Consider the following 20,640-nt stretch of genomic DNA (forward strand, 5'->3'; position numbering starts at 1 on the left):
TCCTTCCTTGGGGGTGCTTAGCGCGACGCCGTGAACGGCAGGCCCAGGTACAGGTCCACCGCCACCGGCTTCTGGTACGCAGCGCGTGGCAGCGGGCTGTCGGGGGCGATGGTCAGGGCCAGGTTCTTGTTGGCTTCATCGACGCGAGAGTCGATGACCTTGCCGCTGAAGGTCTCATCCAGGCCGAACACCTTGAGGTCCACCGAGGTCACCCGGCCGATGTCGGCGAGCTTGTCGAACGGCACGTTGGCGGTGACGAACAGGCCTTCATCCCTGGGCAGCAGATGCACCAGTGGCGCCTGCTTGTAGCCAAAGCCGTCGAGGGGCTTGCTCGGGAAGTACAGCTCGCAGTCGCACGGGCTGTTGATCACGGTTTCGATGGTGGCGCGCCCGAGCAGGGTCTGCAGGTCGCCGGGCGAGAGGTCGGCCACCGCCTTCATGTCGGCCGGGCTGGTGAAACTGGTGGCCAGCTGGGTGGAAATGCTCGCCACCGGCGCGCCGGCCTTGACCTCGGTCTGCCCCGGCGCCAGGAGGAACTTCACATAGCCGTTGTCGGGCATGCTGATGACCTGGGCATTGGCCGAGACCTGGGCCTGTACTGCCGGGATACGGAAGAACAGCAGGTAGCACTTGTAGGCGACAAAGCCCAGCGCGGCGAGGCCGGCGGCGGCATACAGCAGGGTGCCGAGGGTGGCCTTGAGGCGCTCGCTGGAGCTGCGCGCACTGGCGTACTTGTGCTTGCGTTCCTTGATGTAGTTTTCCCGCTGCATCACGTTGAACAGGCCATTGATGTCGGCGATTTCGCCCGACAGGTAGGCGCTGATGATGTAGCGCAGGATGTCGCGCTTTTGCGAATCGAGCTCGACGAACTGGGCGCCGACTTCCTGGCCGCGCTGGGAGACGATCTTGATCTGGCTGTCGATGTTCAGGTCGACCTGGTTCAGGCGCAGCTGGATCGAGGCGTGGTACAGGCTGCCGATCTTCAGCGGCTCGGGGTGGACCAGGCCGATGCCGCCCAGGGAGATGTCCTGCAGGGTGCTGTCGAACGGCGGCTGGCCGGCCGCGCTGAGCTTGACCCGGGCATTGAGTTTGGTGCGCACGTACTGGCGTTCGTCGATGGCTTCGTGGACTACGTTGGCCGGTACTGCGGGTGTGCTTGAGCTACTCATGGCAGGCGCCTTTCCTTAACGTTGCGTGAGTTCGAGAAGAACCGAGATGACCCCGAAGAAAATCGCGATGGATGAAAACAGCATCGCCTTCGAGGACCAGCGGTTCAGGGCGGCATCGAAGTTGACGGCGCCGTTGCTTAATGTGGTTTTTTGCCGGGTCCAGCTCTGCTGGTCCATGTGGAACAGGGCGTAGACTTTCATCAGCGAGCCGATGATCTGGTTGTAATAAAGAACGAACGGGTACACCGGGCTGACCGGGTGGCCGGCGAACAGAAACAGCACGGTGACGATGCTGCGCGACAGCAGCACCCAGAACAGGTACACCAGCAGGTACTGGATGCCGAACAAGATGCCGGCGACCACCGAGGCGGTCAGGCCCATCAGGCAGGTCCACATCGACACCCGCTGATCGAGCAGCACATACAGGGTGAACAGGCCCAGGCGAGCGCGGCCGAGCAGGGCGGTGGCACGAAAGTTCTGGCGCAGCGAGTTGCCGTACCAGCGGAACATCAACTGGCGGGTGGCGCGCCAGAAGCTGTTGTCTGGTGGATGCTCGACGGTCAGGGTGTTGCTGTCGGGCACGTAGAAAGTGTCCCAGCCGGCGCGCATCAGGCTCAGCCACGACGACTTGTCGTCCCCGGTCAAAAACTGAAAGCGCCCCAGGCGCCAGTGCTGGAGAAAATCCGCCTCGACGTCGCGGATGAAGTCCGGGTCGGTCATGACGCTGGCGCGAAAGAACGACAGCCGTCCGGTCAGGGTCAGCACCCGGTGCGACAAGGCCATCGAGCACATGTTGATGTGCCGCTGGACGAAGCGCATCGAGTGCCACTGGCGCATCAGGCTGCTGCCTTCGACTTCGCAGAACTCGTTGGTGGTCAGGCCGCCGACGTTGGGCAGGTAGGCAAACAGCTTGACCGCACGCTCGACGCAGCCGGGCAGCATCATGGTGTCGCCATCGACCACGCCGACCACCGAGTCTTCCAGTGGCATCTGCCGTGACAGGGCGCGAAAGGCATGGGCCAGGCCGTCACGCTTGCCGGTGCCACGGGCGCGGACGATGACCAGCTTGATGTCATCGCGGTCCTTGACCTCGTTGCGCATGATCTCTTTGATGAACTGCTCGTCGCCTTTCTCGACGATCGAGGCAATCACCGTGCACGGCACCTTCAGCCGCTGCACCTCCTGGAACACCGACTGGTAAACCTTGAAGGTGGTGTGGGTGGGGATGCGAAAACTGGTCACTACCATGAACATGTGCGCCGGCAGCGCCGCATCGCCCATGCGCTCGACCGCCTTGCGCATGCGCGGGAACTTCCAGTGCAGAAAGTACATGCCGCGCAGGTAATGGACGATGGCGTTGCCATAGCGCCACATGCCCAGTGCACCGATGATGAAGATGAACTTATGGTGCGCAGGGTCGAGGTACTGCGGCGCGACCATCTCCGACGCCAGCGCAATCAGGCCGAACAGGCAGGCCCAGGCGCAAAACCGCGCGCCTGCCTGCAGGTAGTCCGGCCGGCCCGAGGGCGGCTGTTGCTGTCGTTCCATGTAGTCGTTGCTCCTGTGTTCGGGCCGCACCCGGCTGAATGACATGCGCACTGTTCGCGCCTGGCCAGGACAAGGCCGGCCGGGCAGGAGGCAGGTGGGCAGTCAGTCAGGCGGGGCGCCTGGGTCAATCGCCGGGTACTCTCTGGATGGAGTACTTTCTGGCTGGAGTGCTCTGTGCTGGAGTACGGGGCCTTACCAGCAGATACCTTCACGCCGGGCATCGCTGCCGTGGGCCATGAAGCCGACCAGGTCGATGATCTGCTTGCCATCGCTGGCATCCAGGGCTTGCGCAAAACGGTCATCGTTGTTGCCCAGCACCACCACCTCGGCGTCGCGGATCACCTGCTGCAGGTCGTTGCACAGCAGCGACGAAACGTGGGGGATCTTCGATTCGATGTATTCGCGGTTGGCACCGAACACCCGCGCGTACTCGACGTTGGCGTCGTAGATGGTGAGCTCGTAGCCTTTGCCGATGAGCATTTCCGCCAGCTCCACCAGCGGGCTTTCGCGCAGGTCGTCGCTGCCGGCCTTGAAACTCAGGCCCAGCAGGCCGATGCGGCGCTTGTCCTGGCGGGTGATCAGCTCGAAGGCGTTCTTCACCTGGTTGCGGTTGCTGGCCATGATCGAGGCCAGCAGCGGGTGCTCGACGTCCAGCTGGCCGGCGCGGTAGGTGAGGGCGCGCACGTCCTTGGGCAGGCACGAGCCACCGAAGGCGAATCCGGGGCGCAGGTAGTAGCGCGACAGGTTGAGCTTGTAGTCCTGGCAGACCACATCCATCACCTCGCGGCCATCGACGCCGGAGGCCTTGGCGATGTTGCCGATCTCGTTGGCAAAACTGACCTTGGTCGCGTGCCAGACGTTGCAGGTGTACTTGATCATCTCGGCGACTTCGATCGACTTGCGAATCACCGGGGCGTCCAGGCCCTGGTACAGCGACTGCAGCAGGTCGCCCGATTGCGCGTCCAGTTCGCCGATCACGGTCATGGCCGGAAAGTCGTAGTCCTGGATCGCGGTGCTTTCGCGCAGGAACTCGGGGTTGACCGCCACGCCGAAGTCGATGCCGGCGCGCTTGCCGGAGTACTTCTCGAGGATCGGAATCACCACGTTCTTGGCCGTGCCGGGCAGCACGGTGCTGCGCACCACGACGGTATGACGGCTGGCCTTGTCGCGCATGGCGGTGCCGATTTCGCGGCACACCGCTTCCATGTAGACCAGGTCCAGGTCGCCGTTTTTCTTGCTTGGGGTACCCACGCACAACAGCGACATCTCTGTAGCCAGTACCGCAGCCTGGACATCCGTGGTACCGCGCAGGCGGCCATGGCGCACGCCATCGAGCAGCAGTTGCTCAAGGCCCGGCTCGACAATGGGCGACTTGCCCTGGTTGATCATGTCGATCTTGGCCGGCGAGATATCCACGCCCAGCACCTGATGGCCCCGTGCAGACAAACAACCGGCACAGACAGCGCCTACATAACCCAATCCAAAAATACTGATATTCATAGTTCCCTCTCCCAAGGTGCAGCGAAAGCTGACCGAGATACTCAGTTAAACGGCATGGTCGACGCGGCAGACGCGCAAGAAAAAGCAGCGCGCTAAAAGGAGGCGATGCAAGCGTTTTTTCGTTGTCTTATTACATCCTAAGGGAGTTTTTTTAACTTCGGCAAGCAGTCTCTAACTCTTGCTTGGATAAAGTTTAAATCTGCTCTGTTAAAGTTTAAAAACCCTTATAAATCAATAAGATAAAGTTTGTTGTTAGTTCGACGTCAAAAATCCGATATCGGCATTTTGCCGAGAAAATGGCGCCAGAAAGCCGTTGCATCTGTGGCTTTTGACGATTTTCACGGTTTTTTTGACGGGGCTTTTGCATGCGCTATGGAACTTCTTTATTCTCCCCGCGCTGTTGTATTAGTGGCTGTTGATTTCGTCGGTGATGGCACTTTAGCTATTAAGCAAAGTTGTTGGCTTATTAGCGCCTTGAGTAACAAGTGTGGGGCAGAGTTGCAGGTTGTCCAGACAACCCCGGACAGGTAGGGCGGGCTTTGACTTGTGCCGCGCGGCTGATCGCGGCATAGTTCGGGCTTCGTTCGAGGCACGCCATTGACGGCTGTGTGCTCATCCATCCGGATGCTGGATAAAGGACGCCAAGCAAATGAACGGAATCGGTTCGCGTATCAGGGAAGAAAGAGAACGGCTGGGCCTGACCCAGCGCGCCTTTGGCGACATTGGCGGGGTAGAGCCCAACGCCCAGGGCAAGTATGAAAGCGGCGAGCGCACGCCCAAGGCCGACTACCTGGCGGCAGTGGCGGCGCGCGGGGTCGACGCGTTGTATGTATTGAGCGGAGTGCACACGCCGGTCGAACACAGCAGCCTGAACACCCAGGAAGAACAGTTGCTCAATAGTTTTCGCCTGCTGCAAGAGGCCGACCAGGCTGCCGTCCGGCAGTTGCTCGGCAGCCTTGCCGAGCGTGCCCAGATGCCGCCGGCGAGAGCGGGCGGCTATGAGCGCGGGATGTACGGGCGACTGTCGGGCAAATAAAAAAATGACGTCAGGTAAATGACGTCTTCCGTTAGGTCTACGGCTGTATTTTTTGCTAAGGTGGCGGGATCCAATTACCGCCGCAGTGCGAGGTGTCTGCTTGATTAGGGTGCTGGTGGTCGATGACCACGATCTGGTGCGTACGGGCATCACGCGCATGCTGGCCGATATCGATGGCTTGCAGGTGGTGGGCGAGGCCGACTCTGGCGAGGCATCGCTGAAGGTTGCGCGCGAGCTCAAGCCCGACGTGGTCCTGATGGATGTGAAAATGCCCGGTATCGGCGGCCTGGAGGCGACGCGCAAACTGCTGCGCAGCCACCCGGACGTGAAAGTGGTGGCGGTGACCGTCTGCGAAGAAGACCCGTTCCCCACCCGCCTGTTGCAGGCTGGCGCCGCCGGCTATCTGACCAAGGGCGCCGGGCTGGACGAAATGGTCCAGGCCATTCGCCTGGTGTTTGCCGGCCAGCGCTACATCAGCCCGCAGATTGCCCAGCAACTGGCGCTCAAGTCGTTCCAGCCGCAAGGCTCGCCGTTCGATGCGTTGTCGGAGCGGGAAATCCAGATCGCACTGATGATCGTCGGTTGCCAGAAGGTGCAGATCATCTCCGACAAGCTGTGCCTGTCACCGAAAACGGTCAATACTTACCGTTACCGGATCTTCGAAAAACTCTCGGTCACCAGCGACGTCGAGCTGACGCTGCTGGCGGTCCGCCACGGCATGGTTGACGCCAGTCTCTGAGCGCATTCATGACACCTGTGTTCGATTCAAGCGCATTCCTGGCGACCTGTAGCGGTCGCCCGGGCGTCTACCGGATGTTCGACGCTGAGGCCCGGCTGCTGTATGTGGGCAAGGCCAAGAACCTCAAGAAGCGCCTCGCCAGTTACTTTCGCAAAGCTGGCCTGGCGCCGAAGACGGCTGCCCTGGTGGCGCGCATCGCCCAGGTCGAAACCACCATCACCGCCAACGAGACCGAGGCGCTGCTGCTCGAGCAGACCCTGATCAAGGAATGGCGGCCGCCGTACAACATCCTGTTGCGCGACGACAAATCCTATCCTTATGTGTTTCTTTCCGACGGCGACTACCCGCGCCTGGGCATCCACCGTGGGGCGAAGAAGCAGAAGGGCAAGTACTTCGGCCCGTACCCCAGCGCTGGCGCCATCCGCGAAAGCCTGAGCCTGCTGCAAAAGACCTTTTTCGTCCGCCAGTGTGAAGACAGCTACTACAGCAACCGCACCCGGCCGTGCCTGCAGTACCAGATCAAGCGCTGCAAGGCGCCTTGTGTCGGCCTGGTCGAACCCGAAGAATACGCGGTGGATGTGCGCCACTCGGTGATGTTCCTTGAAGGCCGTAGCCACCAGCTGACCAACGAGCTGAACGCCGAGATGGAACAGGCGGCCATGGCCCTGGAGTTCGAGAGGGCCGCCGAGCTGCGCGACCAGATCGCCTTGCTGCGCCGCGTGCAGGACCAGCAGAGCATGGAAGGCGGCAGCGGCGACGTCGATGTCGTCGCCGCCTTCGTCAACCCCGGCGGTGCTTGCGTGCACCTGATCAGCGTGCGCGGCGGGCGGGTGCTGGGCAGCAAGAACTTCTTCCCGCAAGTGGGCATCGAGGAGGAGGTGGCCGAGGTCATGGCCGCATTCCTCTCGCAGTATTACGTGGGCAACGCCGAGCGCGAACTGCCGGGCGAGCTGATCGTCAACGTCGTCCACGAGGATTTTGCCGCCATCACCGCCGCGATCGAAACCCTGCGCGGCCGCGAGCTGACCATCAGCCACCGGGTGCGCGGCACCCGTGCGCGCTGGCAGCAACTGGCGGTGACCAATGCCGAGCAGGCACTGGGCGCGCGCCTGGCTAACCGCCAGCACATGGCCTCGCGCTTCGAGGCCCTGGCCCAGGTGCTGGCCCTGGACGAAACCCCGCAGCGCCTGGAGTGCTACGACATCAGCCATTCCAGCGGCGAAGCCACCGTCGCCTCGTGCGTGGTGTTTGGCCCGGAAGGGCCGCTCAAGTCCGATTACCGCCGCTACAACATCGAAGGCGTAACCCCGGGCGATGACTATGCGGCCATGCATCAGGCCCTGACCCGGCGCTTTGGCCGGCTCAAGGACGGTGAGGGCAAGCTGCCCGACGTGCTGCTGGTGGACGGCGGCAAGGGCCAGCTGAACATGGCCCGTGAAGTGCTGCAGGAACTGGCGGTGCCCGACCTGATTTTGCTCGGGGTGGCCAAGGGCACCACGCGCAAGGCCGGTTTCGAAACCCTGTACCTGAACGACGTGGCCCATGAGTTCACCCTCAAGGGCGACTCGCCAGCGCTGCACCTGATCCAGCAGATTCGCGACGAAGCCCACCGCTTCGCCATCACCGGCCACCGCGCCCGCCGCGGCAAGACCCGCCGCACCTCGACCCTTGAAGGCGTCGCCGGGGTCGGCCCGAAACGTCGCCGCGACCTGCTCAAACACTTCGGTGGCTTGCAGGAGCTGACCCGCGCCAGCGTCGAAGAAATCGCCAAAGCACCGGGAATCAGTAAAAAGCTTGCCGAGTCGATTTATGCCAACCTGCATAGCGAGTAGAATGCCCGCTCACTTTGCAGCCAGTTGTGCCGATGAATATTCCAAATCTGCTTACCGTTCTTCGCGTCCTGCTCATTCCGATCTTCATTTTGCTGTTCTATGTTCCGTATCACTGGAGCTATATCGCAGCGAGCAGTGTCTTCGCCATCGCCGCGGCCACTGACTGGCTGGACGGTTACCTGGCCCGTCGCCTGCAGCAGAGCACGCCGTTCGGTGCCTTCCTGGACCCGGTGGCCGACAAGCTGATGGTGGCGGTGGCCCTGGTATTGCTGGTGCAAGTGCACGCCAACTTCTGGCTGACCCTGCCGGCGGCGGTGATCATCGGCCGCGAGATCGTGGTCTCGGCGCTGCGCGAGTGGATGGCCGAGCTTGGGGCGAGGGCGCACGTGGCGGTGTCGAACCTGGGCAAGTGGAAGACTGCAGCGCAAATGCTCGCCCTGGTGATCCTGCTGGCCAACCCGCCGGTGCTGACCTTCTGGGTGATTCTTGGCTACGCCTTGCTGATGATTTCTGCCGGCCTGACCCTGTGGTCGATGGTGCACTACCTGCGCGCCGCCTGGCCGCACCTGCGCGAAGGCTCGGAGCAGAAATAAAGCTTTTTTGAATCAAGGGCTTGACGAGATTTATTGAATCGTTACAATAGCCCCCATCACGACGCGGGAATAGCTCAGTTGGTAGAGCACGACCTTGCCAAGGTCGGGGTCGCGAGTTCGAGTCTCGTTTCCCGCTCCAAATATGGCGCTACAGCATTCAGCAGAGTGCTGTGGTGATAGAAAAAAGGCCCTTCGGGGCCTTTTTTCGTTTCTGCTGTTCGGTGCTGGGCAGGTGTCTGGTCCAGGGCACTGACGCATCGTTGAACCATCAGTGCCTTGAGATGAATTCACCATCCGTGTCTACGGCAATGCGGTCCATCGTCTTCTGCGTGTCTTTGACGATTTCGCCAATTCGGTGCGCTTCCTTGGCAAAGCCTTTGGCTGCCAAAAGTGGCAGGCTTTCTTGCAGGGCCTTCAGGGTTTGGCGGATATCGGCAGCGGCCTTGAGGTTTCGGTGCGGGTTGTCCATTGGCTCTCCATTGACGGTCTGTGAAGTGGCAGTGCCCGCCCACGCAGGGCGGGGCAGCCGCTTCAGGGTTTGCGCGAAGTAACCGCCGTCAGCGACAGCGTCACGGGACCGGTCGGTACGGCAGAGGTTACGGGGGCTGTCAGTTGCATCCCCATCGCACCTTCCTCGCGGGTGTGCATGTAGGGCGTGTGCTCCAGCTTCTCGACCTGCAATGAGGTGACACTGGCCTGATCACGGTGACCGCCAAGGATGGCGTGCTTGAGAACGTCCGTGTCGGGTGTTTGCCCACGGTCGATCACGCTCAACAATCCGCCGGGACGCAGCACTTCATCGGCCAGTTCATAGACGCTGTTCTGCACGAAAATTCGGTGCTCGAAGGCGGTTGGCATCAGGCGAGTGTCCACCGCGACGTTGTGGCCTCGGGCGTTGTGGGTGCCGAGCAGCCAGCAGGCCACTGCGTCGAATCGAGGTTGGGCCTTGAGCCACTGCTCAAGCTGCGGGTCACCCAGGGCATCGCCTTCGATCAGCAGGCAGTCGGCCTTGGGCGCATCACCCGGCGCGCAGTAGTCGAGTCGGTAGGCGTTGTCGTCCAGGCTTTGGGCAGATTCGCGTGCAATGACCGCGACCGAGTAGCCGTGTTCTGAGAGCAGGGCCTGAGTGGCTGCAATGCAGTGGGGGTTCTCTTCCACGCAGACCACGCTGTGACCATTTTTCAGCAGCGCCAGGGTGGAATGGCCGACGCCGCAACCAATCTCCAGGAGGCGCAGGTAGCCCTCAACCTGAGCGGTCATCCAGGCATAGTGTCCCTGGTTGCGGTGGCTGTTGGCATTGACCCGCCAGTTGCGAGTGTACTCGCGGCGAAACTGCTCCAGCTGGTGCAGTGCGCGCGGCATATGGGTGGTCCAGGGCGGTGAGAGGCTGTCGCCTGAGTTTGGCGATTTCTTGTTGTTCACGGTAAGTCCTTTGCCTGAGTTGTTTCGACGATCTGCTATCGCCAGGCTGGATCTTCGGGCAAGGAGCGTGCACAGGGCAAGCGGCGGGATGGGGAGAAATCGCAAGTGGTCAGGGCGCGAAGCATGGCGCTTTTGCTTAATGCTTTCAGCCAAGGCTCTGGTACGCGCCTCAACGACATTTCATACACTCGACTGACCGGTCGCCTGGACACATTGTCTTGCAAATTGGTTGAGTGGTCACCCGAGGTTGCCGCGTTCGTCGTAGGCGTAGTGCTTGGCGCAATAGTCGCGCAAAAGGTTGTCGAGGATGTTCGAAGAACAGCTCGCTGGCGAGGATTTCAACCTGCTCGACCAGGGTACGGGTACGTTCGTCCGTGGCGCAGAAGAACAGCACGCCGCTCCAGTGGTCATCGTCGTCCGGGTTGTGGACGTTGTGCTCGACAAGCTGTTGCAGGGCTTGCTTCGGCTCGGCAATTCGGGTTTTCAGTTGGCCCATGGCCTCATCCTCCGTTGACGCTGAGGTGTGGTCGCAATCCGTGCGAACAAAGTGCTCTTTGGTTTCGGGTTATCGATGCACGCTGCCGTGAGAGGCGCTGGCAATCAGGCTGGCGCCACAGGCGGTTTTCATGCCGTCGAGCGCGACCGGGATACCGTTGATGCTGTAGGTGCTACTGCCTTCGATGATGGGGAAGATGCCTTTGCAGAGTGGGCAGGAGACTAGGTTGCCTTTGCCGGCTATTGGTTTGCCGTTGAGGTTGGTGGGAGATAAGGACTCAATGACTGAGCCTCCGTGATCTGTGGAATCTCCAAGGCGAACTATCTTTCTCATTACGCGCTGCCCAACTGAGTGTTATTGTTCGGAGGAATTGCGTCGCGCAATTCATTTACTTATCAAATAAATGCAGGCAAATCGCTGCACTAATATGCACGACAAACGTGGGTCATGTGGTCATCTCTCGAGCAATGGAGGACAGGTTCGTCGCTACACCGTAAATTTTTCTAGCTTGGTCCTTATTGTTTAGTTCGTTAAGGTGTCTATCCCCACAAGTAATTAGGCTGGACTGCATGTCAATTAATGTATTCACAATTTTCATTGGGATGCCTCTCTTTCCTTTGTATTTGTGACAAAGCTCAATTGTGCATTGCAGTGCTTGGTCAATCCTGTCTTGGGATACACCCGCGTTGGTTCTTGCGGCTAAAGTTAAAGAAACTATGGCTTCTTCCCATTTTTCGTCAATGTCCATTGTGGTCACCTTACTAACCGTATCGCTGATGGTGGGACGTTTCCAATAATCAAAATCTCTTGAGATGCGTTTGCGTATCTCTTTGCAGTGGTTCCCTTTAGGGGGGAGCAGTTATCCGGATAAATCGATGGACTTTCCTGGTATTTTTGACAAATCTATCCGGGCGATCCTTTGCGATGAGTTTCCATAGGTAGCCCTATTGGAAATTGCTGATTCCAGTGATCTCGAGGCGGAAATATATTGTGTTTTAATTTTCGAACCATGTAAAACGTGGCCTTCCATTTCGTAGTTTGCATTTGGGTCCTTCGCGGAGAGTCCGCTTGCGATACTTTCGTCGTCGCGTAGAACTCGATATGCGAAGCCTTCATTGCACGAACAGCATGGTGAGTGATTGGCCGCTGAGGGTTTGGAATCCTTGCTTCTTCTCGCTAAGCCTAGTGCGTCAGTCCACTGAGTCGGATTCGGCGCATAAGCAAATACATTCAACCCACCCGCAAACCCGATCGGATCCTTCCCAACAAACCGCCCGACCCCCGGATCATAGTACCGATACCGGTTGTAATGCAGCCCTGTCTCGACATCGAAGTACTGCCCCTGAAAGCGCAACGGATTGTGGATGCCCGCGCGTTTGGCGGTGTCGCTGCGTTTCTCCTGTGCCGCGCCCCAGGCCTTGTAGGTGCCGCTCCAGGCCACTTCGCCCTGTTCGTCGGTAAGCTCCATGGGCGTGCCCAGGTGGTCGCACTGGTACCAGGCAAACGCATCGAAGGGCGCTGGCGCGGGGTTGTGCTGCCAGACGGGATCACGCTCGATGTCATAGGGGAAGTCGTAGACAGGCTCGAGCAGCAACTTGATGGAGCGGTGCTCCACCGCTTGAGCAACGGGCACGAAGGTGCCGGGCTCGTACACGTAGTGGGTCAGGCGGGCGCCAAGGTCATGGGTGCGGTTCTCGAAGGCCAGGGTGTCGCCATCCCAGCCGTAGAGGGTGTTGCCACAACCGTACTGCTGATCGAGCTTGCGCTGCTCGTTCTGGTTCCATGCGGGACCGGCCTCGCGGCGGTGCTGGTACTTGGCGCGGTTGCTGGCCGGGTCGAAGGCCAAGTATTCAAGCGGTAGCCCTTACTCCCTGGCTGCACTCACAGTGATACGACCTGCTTGTAACACCTCGATGCGGATAACCGTTTCATCGCCGCGGGAGGGCATTGACTCCTGGATGATGACGCCGTCAATGCAGGCGGTGCGCATGCGGTGGCGCAGGGCCCTGCCTTGAGGGTCGAAGAACAGCTCGCTGGCGAGGGTTTCAACCTGTTCAACCAGAGTGCGGGTGCGTTCGTCCGTGGCGCAGAAGAACAGCACGCCGCTCCAGTGGTCATCGTCGTCCGGGTTGTGGACGTTGTGCTCGACAAGCTGTTGCAGGGCTTGCTTCAGCTCGGCAATTCGGGTTTTCAGTTGGCCCATGGCCTCATCCTCCGTTGACGCTGAGGTGTGGTCGCAATCCGTGCGAACAAAGTGCACTTTAGTTTCGGGTTATCGATGCACGCTGCCGTGAGAGGCGCTGGCAATCAGGCTGGCGCCACAGGCGGTTTTCATGCCGTCGAGCGCGACCGGGATACCGTTGACGCTGTAGGTGCTGCTGCCTTCTATGATGGGAAAGATGCCTTTGCAGAGCGGGCAGGAGACTAGGTTGCCTTTGCCGGCTATTGGTTTGCCGTTGAGGTCCGTACGAGGGATGGAATTACTCACAGTACCGCCGTGGTCTGTCGAGTCGTTGAGGCGAACAATTGCTCTCATGTTGTCTCCAGCATCGCGTGTAACTATGTCGCTATTTTTCGGGTGCCCTCTGTTGGGGGCATGAATACTATAGGATGTGAATGTTTTCAATTTGTATTTGTATGCCATCCCCATTTCTTAATGTAACGGTGACCTCTAACGTGAGATCTGATTCTCCTTCTTCCTCAGTCCAGAGTGGTAGTTGAATTGACCAGGCTTCTTTGTTGCTGCAGTTAATTTTTATGGCGTCAATACTTGAGTTGAGCTCTTCGGATGTTGGTGTGGTTAATTTTTGTCCATAATCATCTATCGCTCTGCGCATTTCGTCGGCAGTCAATCCGCCTTTTGATGTAAGACTCTCAATTTTCTGATACTGGCCGTTTGTGAGCAAGGTAATGATGCTAAGCAATTCTTTGGACGCTTCGTGTGGGAGAACTCTCATCGTTGTGATCCTCGTCTGTTTTTTACAGTGCGTGTTGGAGTTGATTTGTTAACTCCAATAGACTCGAAGTATTGATCAGCTCTGTGAATGTTGGCTCTAGCATCAACTTGCGATACTCCTGCTTGTCTCATGGCCTTGTAGCCGATTCTTCTTTCTGCGCCGTAAGTTCCTCCGCCTGCTTGTCGTTGGACTTGCGTGGCGGCGTAGTGAGGTGTACCAATTCTATTGGATGGGCCTTGCAATTGAAGGCCGGGGGCTTCGTTCGTGTTGTAATTTGGCAGCTCTCTTACGGCAGCATCTTGGATAATGTGATGCGCGTCCTTTTTCTCGGCCGCTCTCAAAGCACCTACTGAGCCTTCCGGGAACTCGCATGGGCACTTCTTCGCCAACCCCAGCGGGTCAACCCACTCAACCGGATTCGGCGCATAAGCAAATACATTCAACCCACCCGCAAACCCGATCGGATCCTTCCCAACAAACCGCCCGACCCCCGGATCATAGTACCGATACCGGTTGTAATGCAGCCCTGTCTCGACATCGAAGTACTGCCCCTGAAAGCGCAACGGATTGTGGATGCCCGCGCGCTTGGCGGTGTCGCTGCGTTTCTCCTGTGCCGCGCCCCAGGCCTTGTAGGTGCCGCTCCAGGCCACTTCGCCCTGTTCGTCGGTAAGCTCCATGGGCGTGCCCAGGTGGTCGCACTGGTACCAGGCAAACGCATCGAAGGGCGCTGGCGCGGGGTTGTGCTGCCAGACGGGATCCCGCTCGATGTCGTAGGGGAAGTCGTAGACAGGCTCGAGCAGCAACTTGATGGAGCGGTGTTCCACCGCTTGAGCAACGGGCACGAAGGTGCCGGGCTCGTACACGTAGTGGGTCAGGCGGGCGCCAAGGTCATGGGTGCGGTTTTCGAAGGCCAGGGTGTCGCCATCCCAGCCGTAGAGGGTGTTGCCGCAGCCGTACTGCTGATCGAGCTTGCGCTGTTCGTTCTGGTTCCATGCGGGACCGGCCTCGCGGCGGTTCTGGTACTTGGCGCGGGAGCGCTTGCACAGGCGCCGGCCGAGGGCGTCATAGGCATAGTAGACAGTCAGCCGATCATCCTCGTAGTGCGTCAAGCGGTCGTAGAGGTCCCAGCTGAAGGTGGCTTTCTTGCCGTTCTCGATGCGCTCCTTGAGGTTGCCGCGTTCGTCGTAGAGGTAGTGCTTGCCACAGTAGTCGCGCAGCAGGTTGTCGAGCAGTTTGCTGCGCGGGTAGCCGTTGTGCTCCTGGGGTGCCTGCGGGTCGAGGAGGTTGCTGGCCGGGTCGAAGGCGAAATGTTCGCTATTTGCCAAACTGCCTGCTTCGAGCAGGCGGCCAACAGGATCGTAGCGGTAGTTGATGGCGCCACGGCGCAGGTCCTGGATGTTGGTGAGCTGACCGGCAACGTCGTAACGGTAGTTGCGCACTGACAAGCGGCTTGACTCACCGCGTCGAGCGACGGTCTGTTCCTGCAAGTGACCGTTCGGTGTCCAGCTCTGGCGTTGTTGCAGGCCGTTGCCTTGCTCGCGGCCAATCTCTCGGTGCAGGTCGTCACGCTGATAATTCAGCAGTTCCCGATCGTCCAGCTTCAGCGCCAGCAGGTGGCCGCTGCCATAGGTCAACCAACTGACCCGATGGCCATCGGGACGGACCGTGGCAACCCGCTGGTTCAGCGCGTCATACTCGTGCCGCCAGATGGCAACATGGGGCTTTTTCAGGTAACGCAGGTACTGGTGTTCGCGCGTGTTGTTGCCAGCGCTATCGTAGAACCATTGCAGCTTGCAGGCGTCGTTCTCGGCGAGCAGCAGATTGCCGTTACCGTCGTAGGCGAACGTTTCGGTTTGCCATTGCTGCGCCGTCCTCTGGCCTGCCTGGCGCATTAGCAGTCGGCCCAGGGGGTCGTATTCGAAACAGGTGACGCGATCGCCATCAAGGCGGCGGGTAGGCTGGTTGCTGCCGTTGTCGTAGAGGTAGTGGGTGGTTTGCTGGTCGAAACCGGTTTCCTTCAGCAGGCGGCCAACCGGGTCGTACTTGAAGGTAGCCGTGCTGTTGTTCTCGTTGCGCAGCTCGACAAGCTGGCCAAGCCGGTCCCAGCGGTAGTTGAGGATGCTGCCATCGGCGTTCCGGCGTTGCTGGATCAGCCCCGCTTCGTTGTATTGCCAGACGGTGCGGCGCTGCAGGGCGTCGATGTGGTCGAGAAGACGGCCTTCGGCATCGCGCTCGAAACGCTCCTCGGTCTTGTCCGGGTGAACAATACGGCTGAGCTGACCTGCCTGGTAATGGTAGCTGGTGACCATGCCCGCGGCGTCGGTGACTTGGGACAGTTGCCCCAGCGCGTTGTATCGCCATTGGCTGGTTTTGCCGGAACAGTCGGTGTAGCGGATCAGCTGGCCGTCGGCGTTGTAGGCGAGTTTTTTCTCTGCGCCGTTGGCGTCGATGATGGCAACGGGCAGGTTGTCGCTGTTGTATCTGTACTGGGTCTTGTGCTCCAGCGGATCGAGGGTTTCGATGATGTTGCCACGCGGGTCGTAGTCGTACTTCCACAGCCCGCCCTCGGCATCGCGGGTCTTGAAGCGCAGGTCCTGGTCGTCGTAGGCATGGTGGACGCTGGTGCCGTCGGGGCGGGTGTGCTGGACCAGGTTGCCGCGCTCATCGTAGGCGTAGCTGTCGACACTGCCGTCGGTGTGGATGTGCTGGGTGAGGTTCTTGGCGTCGTCGCGATAGAACCACTCCTCGTTGCTATCGGGATGGATGATGCGGTAGGTGTAGCCGAGGACATCGTAGTAATACAGCGTCTCTTGACCGTTGGCGTCGAGCAGGCGTGTCAGGCGGATGTCCGGGTCCCAGCTCAGGCGGGTGTCCTGGCTGCCATCGTCGGCCCATTCTCGAACCGCTTTGGCATCCGGCCCGTTGCCTTGCCATTGCAGGTTCATGCCGCGACCGGTGCGGTCGGTGTAGCGGGTTAGCAGATGGTGCTGGTAGTCATAGTTCCATTGAGCATCGTGCTCGTCGCGGGCGGCGCGCAGGTCACCCTGGTGGTCGAACTCATAACGTGCCAACTGTCGAAGCGCTTGGCCGTCATGCATGAGCCAAAGTGCCTTGATTCGGCCCTGGTCGTCGATCTGGGTATGGATGTGCTGGTGCGGGGTGTCGTTCTGGTAGGTGAGCAAATCCGAGAGCACGCTGTGTTCAGCGTGTTGGTGCTCGTAGTGCAAGGCAATGCGGGCACCGCCGCGCAGGCTGATGGCTGTCAGGCGGAACTGATTGCTTACCCGTTCGTAGTGCTCCTGGCTGTCATGCCCCCGCAGCAGTACCAATCTGTTTTTGCTGGTGCGCGCAATGACCAGGTTTTCAATCGGGTCGAGATGGTGATGGTGAACGTCGGGAAGCGGGTAGTGGTGGCTACGCCCATCGGTCGCATGGTAGGTGAGTTGATCTTCGCTCAGATCCAAGCGGCTGGAGAACGGCGTGATCCAGCGGGCACCGAACGGGTTGTTGTCAAAGGCTGAGAGTGAGGAACGGTAAGTCCTGTTCCACACCAGGGGGAAGGTGCCGGGAAGCTCGAAGTCGGTATGGACAATTGTTTCGCTGCCCATGGCGAAGCTGATGCTGCACTGGGTGCCAGCTTTGCTTCCCTGCTTTTGGCAGTTACCGTCAGCACGGGCAGAGCGCTGGGCCGGACTGGCTTGAGTGCCATTTTGCGGCTGTGGCCTTCTGGCTTCGTTGGTTCTGCCAGGCGCCATATTCGCCTGGCGTGGGGCATTCTTGCGTCGCTGCAAGGCACTGGAAAGCGCCCTGATGATGCTAAGAAGGCTGTCCGGATTGGTTTCACTGCCTGTCTGGATGATCTTGTCGCTGGCGATATTGCCAATCTGCTCGATGCTCGCCGCAACGGGCTCAAGGGTTTTCTGCAACTGTTGCTTTTGTCTGTCGCCTAAGCCGATATCGTCTTTTCCAAAGCCGAATCCGGTGCGTCTCTTGAAGGCATCGGCCGCTTCAACTACCAGGCTGATTCCGGGAAAGAGCACGGTCAGTGCCACGTCCTGTACAACGCCGCTTGCCACCGAGCGGATGAGGTCAGCAAGGAATTTACAAACCTCGATGACCTTTTGTGCAAAGGCCTTGAGGATGCTGTGCAGGGTGGCTTCAACCTCCTTGACGAATGCCTCGAGATCGCCGGGGCAGACATCGGCCAGCGCGCTTTCTATGGTAGTCAGCAGCGCCTGGCTGATGTCGCCTTTGGTGGTTGTGAGGGTCTTCAGTGAAGGGCGCATGACCGCTCGGGCTGCTCCGACTCCAGGAAGCGGAACCAGGCCGAACAGGTTGATCCCCAGGCCGACCCAATTGTAGAGATCGGCCCTGTAGGTGGCGTCGCCCTGGGCCAGCTCAATGATGTCGCCGATCGCATCGGCCGCAGCGAAGATCGAGCCCGCGACGGGTAGCAGTTCACCGACAGTAATAACAGTGCGCCAGTTGACGGCATCACCGGTGAGCCCGGTCAGCCACTGCGCCAGTTTGTCGGTGCCAGCCCTTACATCCTCTTCGGTAAAAGTATTCTTGGGCGCGACCGCACCTTCACATCGAGCCATTCGGGCCGCCTCCGTTACTGGTTCGATTTGCGGGAATAGCGGGAAGGGAGAGGGGCAGTCCTTTATCAGCGGACTCCATTGCGAAGAGGCGGTCCAGCGTCTGCTGGATGACCTGCGACGGCCGCAAGGTAGTCATGGCGCCGGGTGTCGCTGCTGATCGTGCTGCTTGCTCTGCAAATGGCGCTGCCGAGGCGGCGCGAGTCTTGTCTGTGCCGAACAGCACCTTGACCGGTCCTGGCGCCAGGCCTGCCACCGCCGCAAAGCCGTTGTCATCCAGCGTGCCCTTGAAAACCTGCCCGAGTGCATCCTCGACCTGATACTCCGAGCCCTTGAACGCAAAACCATTGGCGTAGTGCTGGAACAGCTCAAGATTGCCTTTGCCGGCTTTTGGCCCTTCAGGAAAGGCCGCCGCCTGGCTCTTTGCGCCTTTGTAGAGAAAGTCTGTGGCGTGGGTTGTGTACACGCCGCTGGTGGCGTGGCTGATGCCGCCGGCGTTGTAGGTGGTGCTGCTGCCCGCCGCCTGGATCACCAGCTCCTCCTTGGCGCTGAGGATGATGCGTTCGGCGCTGACGGTGACCTTGAGTTTGGCCAGCAGGTTGATGCTGTCTTTCAAGGCGCGGATGTCGATATCGCCGGAGGCTGCGACCAGGCGCCAGCCGAGGCTTTGCACGAAGGTGCGCAGGCCTCGGCTGACACTGATCAGCAGGCGCTTGCCGACGGCCAGGCTGGTGTGCCCGCCACTGCTCAGGCCCAGGTGTTCGCCGCTGGCCAGGTGGGTGGATTGCGGCGTGCTGCTGGCGATCCCGGCCGGGCTGTCGAGGACCAGGAAGGGTTCACTGAACTCGGGGTATTGATTGGCATTGGGGTTGCCGGTACCGCGGCCGCGTATGCCGTCGTGCTGGGCCTGAAGCGCATCGGCGACTTCGTCCTGGTCGCCGCTTTCCTGGGCCAGGTGGTCGCGGGCTTCGCTGGCGAAAGTGGCGTGGTATTGCTGGGCGGTCTTCAGGCGTTCGGCGGTTTGCGGCAGGTCGGTGTGGTGGGAGGCGGCGCGGGCGCGCAGTTCGCTGGTCAGCAGCAGGCCGCCGCCGGCACGCACCACGCCGTGGGCGTCGGTGCGCAGTTCGAAGCCTTCACCCCGGGGCTGCCCGCCACCGGGCCGGGGATGGGTCAGGTAGCCCAGGTTCAAGGCACTGGCGGCGTGATCGCTCATCAAGGTGGCGCTGATCTGCCCGCTGGTGTCGTCCAGGCGCAGTTCGTTGTGGCGCTGGCCGTGGTGCTCTTTGCTGCGCAGCGGGCTCAGTGCCTTGAACTCGGGCAAGCGGTACGGTGGGCGGTTGATCGCGTGATAGCTGCGGCCCATGATCATTGGCTGGTCCGGATCGCCGTGGAGAAAGCCCACCACCACTTCCTGGCCGATCCGCGGCAGGGCCACATGCCCCCAGCCCGCCCCGGCCCAGGTCTGGGCGACGCGCACCCAGCACGAGCTGCGATCGTCTTCGCAGCCTTCGCGGTCCCAGGGAAACTGCACGCGCACGCGGCCATGCTCGTCGCAGTAGATTTCCTCTTTGGCCGGGCCGACCACCATGGCGATCTGCGGCCCTTCGATGCATGGCTTGGGGCGCGCCGGGGCATGCCATTCAACGGTATCGGGGATCAAGGTGGCGGTCAGGCTGTACCAGGTGCCGTGTTCGCTTTCGGCAGACTCTTCTTCCAGGGCGGTGTGCTGGCGGCCTTGGTGCTTGATCTGGATTGGTCGCCAGCCGCTGTTGAGGTCTTCGCGCGGATGGCCACTGAGGGTGAAGGCCTTGCCCGGCAGCAGACGCGCATCGTCGCCTTCGACCTCGGCGGTGCGCGCATCACCGCGCAGGGCCTTGAGGCGGGTCTGGGTGAAGGGTTTGCCGGCGTCGTCGTGCTTGTAGCGACCGGGGTAGTCGTAGCGCTCGTAGTCGACGGTCTGGCTGCCCATCTCGGCGGCCAGCACGTTTTGCTCCAGGTTGTAGCGCGGATGGCTGAAGGTGTAGTCACGCTGGGTCTGGCAGCTGGTCCGTACCTGTTCGCGGTAGGTGAACTGGCGCAGGGACGGTTGCCAGGCTTCGCCCCCCGGATTGGCCTCATACAGTACCGGCCCGCCCTCGATGGCGCCGAAGGTCGCGATATGGTCGGCCTGGATCAGCCGATGGCCGGCTTCGCTGTGCTCGAAGCTCGACAGCAAGCCTTCCTCGGCCGCCAGGCGCAGGTAGAAGTCCAGGTCCAGTTCGCCCGCCTGCACGCAGTACTCGCGGGGCAGGTGGGTTTCGCTCAGGTGCTGGCTGGCCTGGCCCCATTGACGCTCCTTGCACAGTTGCTCAAGGATCTGCGGCACGCTGCGTTTCTGGAAGATGCGCCAGTCGGAGCGCAGTTGCGCGCGCGCCAGCTGCGGTTCGATCTCGGCGCGGTAGCGGGTGCGGCGAAAGCCGGTCTGGCCCTGTTCGAAACGACTGATCAGGCCATGCACATGGCGAACGGCCTGGTTGCCCTGCCAGAGGGTCAGAGCCGCAGGCTGGTCGAGCAGGGTGGCAAAGTCGGCGTCGGCGGTTGCACTGACCAGCTCGATGGTCAAACGATAGAGTTGGGAAATACCCTCGTTCAGTTCAAAAGACACCACATCAAAGTCAATGTCAGCCGTCGAGCTGAAGGTAAAACGCACATCGCGCTGGCCGGGCATGGCAACTCCTGCTGTTCATTGCGTCGGGCAGGTCGAATGGACG

The 20,640-nt window shown here is 60.5% G+C and carries 18 protein-coding genes and 1 tRNA gene; 6 read left to right on the forward strand and 13 right to left on the reverse strand.

The window, feature by feature from the left end:
* Window positions 1-17: 17 nt before the first annotated feature.
* The 3 genes from JYG36_RS12145 to JYG36_RS12155 form a co-directional block, all read right to left on the reverse strand.
* Window positions 18-1,169, reverse strand: a complete 1,152-nt coding sequence (locus tag JYG36_RS12145; RefSeq protein WP_213604111.1) for a PilZ domain-containing protein — start codon at window positions 1,167-1,169, stop codon at window positions 18-20.
* 15 nt (window positions 1,170-1,184) lie between these two features.
* Window positions 1,185-2,717 (reverse strand): glycosyltransferase, encoded by a 1,533-nt coding sequence (locus tag JYG36_RS12150; protein ID WP_213604113.1) that lies wholly within the window; start codon window positions 2,715-2,717, stop codon window positions 1,185-1,187.
* Between the two features lie 192 nt (window positions 2,718-2,909).
* Window positions 2,910-4,217: a nucleotide sugar dehydrogenase gene (locus JYG36_RS12155; protein ID WP_045194015.1), complete on the reverse strand. Its 1,308-nt coding sequence runs from the start codon at window positions 4,215-4,217 to the stop codon at window positions 2,910-2,912.
* A gap of 649 nt (window positions 4,218-4,866) precedes the next feature.
* Between JYG36_RS12155 and JYG36_RS12160 the strand changes: the two genes are divergently transcribed.
* The 5 genes from JYG36_RS12160 (at window position 4,867) to JYG36_RS12180 (ending at window position 8,556) form a co-directional block, all read left to right on the forward strand.
* On the forward strand, window positions 4,867-5,253 hold the full coding sequence (locus JYG36_RS12160; RefSeq protein ID WP_195884391.1) for a helix-turn-helix domain-containing protein: 387 nt from the start codon (window positions 4,867-4,869) through the stop codon (window positions 5,251-5,253).
* Window positions 5,254-5,353: 100 nt separating this feature from the next.
* Window positions 5,354-5,992 (forward strand): response regulator transcription factor GacA, encoded by a 639-nt coding sequence (gene gacA, locus JYG36_RS12165; RefSeq protein WP_010221877.1) that lies wholly within the window; start codon window positions 5,354-5,356, stop codon window positions 5,990-5,992.
* An 8-nt stretch (window positions 5,993-6,000) separates the two neighbouring features.
* Window positions 6,001-7,824 carry an excinuclease ABC subunit UvrC gene (uvrC, locus tag JYG36_RS12170; protein WP_045194013.1) on the forward strand — a complete coding sequence of 608 codons (1,824 nt, stop codon included), beginning with the start codon at window positions 6,001-6,003 and terminating at the stop codon, window positions 7,822-7,824.
* Window positions 7,825-7,856: 32 nt separating this feature from the next.
* Window positions 7,857-8,417, forward strand: a complete 561-nt coding sequence (pgsA, locus tag JYG36_RS12175; protein WP_010221879.1) for a CDP-diacylglycerol--glycerol-3-phosphate 3-phosphatidyltransferase — start codon at window positions 7,857-7,859, stop codon at window positions 8,415-8,417.
* Between the two features lie 63 nt (window positions 8,418-8,480).
* A tRNA-Gly gene (locus tag JYG36_RS12180) sits at window positions 8,481-8,556 on the forward strand.
* Between the two features lie 129 nt (window positions 8,557-8,685).
* Here the strand turns inward: JYG36_RS12180 and JYG36_RS12185 are convergent.
* Both JYG36_RS12185 and JYG36_RS12190 read right to left on the reverse strand, forming a co-directional pair.
* A complete protein-coding gene (locus JYG36_RS12185; protein WP_213604116.1) occupies window positions 8,686-8,886 on the reverse strand; it encodes a hypothetical protein in 201 nt (66 codons plus the stop codon).
* Between the two features lie 62 nt (window positions 8,887-8,948).
* On the reverse strand, window positions 8,949-9,779 hold the full coding sequence (locus tag JYG36_RS12190; RefSeq protein WP_213604118.1) for a class I SAM-dependent methyltransferase: 831 nt from the start codon (window positions 9,777-9,779) through the stop codon (window positions 8,949-8,951).
* A gap of 367 nt (window positions 9,780-10,146) precedes the next feature.
* Here JYG36_RS12190 and JYG36_RS12195 point away from each other — a divergent pair, with 367 nt between their 5' ends.
* Window positions 10,147-10,353 carry a hypothetical protein gene (locus tag JYG36_RS12195; protein WP_213604120.1) on the forward strand — a complete coding sequence of 69 codons (207 nt, stop codon included), beginning with the start codon at window positions 10,147-10,149 and terminating at the stop codon, window positions 10,351-10,353.
* Window positions 10,354-10,404: 51 nt separating this feature from the next.
* On the opposite strand, the gene JYG36_RS12200 is transcribed toward JYG36_RS12195, so the two are convergent.
* The 8 genes from JYG36_RS12200 to JYG36_RS12235 all read right to left on the reverse strand — a co-directional run bounded on the left by JYG36_RS12200 (window position 10,405) and on the right by JYG36_RS12235 (window position 20,597).
* On the reverse strand, window positions 10,405-10,668 hold the full coding sequence (locus tag JYG36_RS12200; RefSeq protein ID WP_213604122.1) for a PAAR domain-containing protein: 264 nt from the start codon (window positions 10,666-10,668) through the stop codon (window positions 10,405-10,407).
* Between the two features lie 112 nt (window positions 10,669-10,780).
* Window positions 10,781-11,083 carry a hypothetical protein gene (locus JYG36_RS12205; protein WP_213604125.1) on the reverse strand — a complete coding sequence of 101 codons (303 nt, stop codon included), beginning with the start codon at window positions 11,081-11,083 and terminating at the stop codon, window positions 10,781-10,783.
* A gap of 111 nt (window positions 11,084-11,194) precedes the next feature.
* Window positions 11,195-12,181 carry an RHS repeat domain-containing protein gene (locus tag JYG36_RS26715; protein ID WP_213604137.1) on the reverse strand — a complete coding sequence of 329 codons (987 nt, stop codon included), beginning with the start codon at window positions 12,179-12,181 and terminating at the stop codon, window positions 11,195-11,197.
* A gap of 18 nt (window positions 12,182-12,199) precedes the next feature.
* A complete protein-coding gene (locus tag JYG36_RS12215; RefSeq protein ID WP_213604139.1) occupies window positions 12,200-12,538 on the reverse strand; it encodes a hypothetical protein in 339 nt (112 codons plus the stop codon).
* Window positions 12,539-12,607: 69 nt separating this feature from the next.
* Window positions 12,608-12,871 (reverse strand): PAAR domain-containing protein, encoded by a 264-nt coding sequence (locus tag JYG36_RS12220; RefSeq protein WP_213604141.1) that lies wholly within the window; start codon window positions 12,869-12,871, stop codon window positions 12,608-12,610.
* A 67-nt stretch (window positions 12,872-12,938) separates the two neighbouring features.
* The gene (locus tag JYG36_RS12225) at window positions 12,939-13,292 is read right to left on the reverse strand and encodes a DUF7668 domain-containing protein (protein WP_213604142.1); all 354 of its coding nucleotides are present in this window, start codon (window positions 13,290-13,292) and stop codon (window positions 12,939-12,941) included.
* Complete coding sequence (locus JYG36_RS12230; protein WP_213604143.1) at window positions 13,289-17,893, reverse strand: RHS repeat-associated core domain-containing protein; 4,605 nt, start codon at window positions 17,891-17,893, stop codon at window positions 13,289-13,291. The genes JYG36_RS12225 and JYG36_RS12230 overlap by 4 nt, the downstream gene beginning before the upstream one ends.
* Window positions 17,880-20,597, reverse strand: coding sequence for a type VI secretion system Vgr family protein (locus tag JYG36_RS12235; protein WP_213604144.1), 2,718 nt, complete (start codon window positions 20,595-20,597; stop codon window positions 17,880-17,882). Before JYG36_RS12235 ends, JYG36_RS12230 begins: the two co-directional genes overlap by 14 nt.
* Between the last annotated feature and the right edge of the window lie 43 nt (window positions 20,598-20,640).

This window comes from Pseudomonas sp. SORT22 (assembly GCF_018417635.1).
Taxonomy (GTDB): domain Bacteria; phylum Pseudomonadota; class Gammaproteobacteria; order Pseudomonadales; family Pseudomonadaceae; genus Aquipseudomonas.

Bases quoted from the DNA above. Each gene is read 5' to 3' on its own strand.
- JYG36_RS12190 (WP_213604118.1), bottom strand. From the start codon at position 9,779: ATGCCGCGCGCACTGCACCAGCTGGAGCAGTTTCGCCGCGAGTACACT.
- JYG36_RS12235 (WP_213604144.1), bottom strand. From the start codon at position 20,597: ATGCCCGGCCAGCGCGATGTGCGTTTTACCTTCAGCTCGACGGCTGAC.
- JYG36_RS12200 (WP_213604122.1), bottom strand. From the start codon at position 10,668: ATGAGAAAGATAGTTCGCCTTGGAGATTCCACAGATCACGGAGGCTCA.
- JYG36_RS12145 (WP_213604111.1), bottom strand. From the start codon at position 1,169: ATGAGTAGCTCAAGCACACCCGCAGTACCGGCCAACGTAGTCCACGAA.
- JYG36_RS12155 (WP_045194015.1), bottom strand. From the start codon at position 4,217: ATGAATATCAGTATTTTTGGATTGGGTTATGTAGGCGCTGTCTGTGCC.
- pgsA (WP_010221879.1), top strand. From the start codon at position 7,857: ATGAATATTCCAAATCTGCTTACCGTTCTTCGCGTCCTGCTCATTCCG.
- JYG36_RS12185 (WP_213604116.1), bottom strand. From the start codon at position 8,886: ATGGACAACCCGCACCGAAACCTCAAGGCCGCTGCCGATATCCGCCAA.
- uvrC (WP_045194013.1), top strand. From the start codon at position 6,001: ATGACACCTGTGTTCGATTCAAGCGCATTCCTGGCGACCTGTAGCGGT.
- JYG36_RS12225 (WP_213604142.1), bottom strand. From the start codon at position 13,292: ATGAGAGTTCTCCCACACGAAGCGTCCAAAGAATTGCTTAGCATCATT.
- JYG36_RS12205 (WP_213604125.1), bottom strand. From the start codon at position 11,083: ATGGACATTGACGAAAAATGGGAAGAAGCCATAGTTTCTTTAACTTTA.
- JYG36_RS12220 (WP_213604141.1), bottom strand. From the start codon at position 12,871: ATGAGAGCAATTGTTCGCCTCAACGACTCGACAGACCACGGCGGTACT.
- JYG36_RS12215 (WP_213604139.1), bottom strand. From the start codon at position 12,538: ATGGGCCAACTGAAAACCCGAATTGCCGAGCTGAAGCAAGCCCTGCAA.
- JYG36_RS12230 (WP_213604143.1), bottom strand. From the start codon at position 17,893: ATGGCTCGATGTGAAGGTGCGGTCGCGCCCAAGAATACTTTTACCGAA.
- JYG36_RS12160 (WP_195884391.1), top strand. From the start codon at position 4,867: ATGAACGGAATCGGTTCGCGTATCAGGGAAGAAAGAGAACGGCTGGGC.
- JYG36_RS12150 (WP_213604113.1), bottom strand. From the start codon at position 2,717: ATGGAACGACAGCAACAGCCGCCCTCGGGCCGGCCGGACTACCTGCAG.
- JYG36_RS12195 (WP_213604120.1), top strand. From the start codon at position 10,147: ATGTTCGAAGAACAGCTCGCTGGCGAGGATTTCAACCTGCTCGACCAG.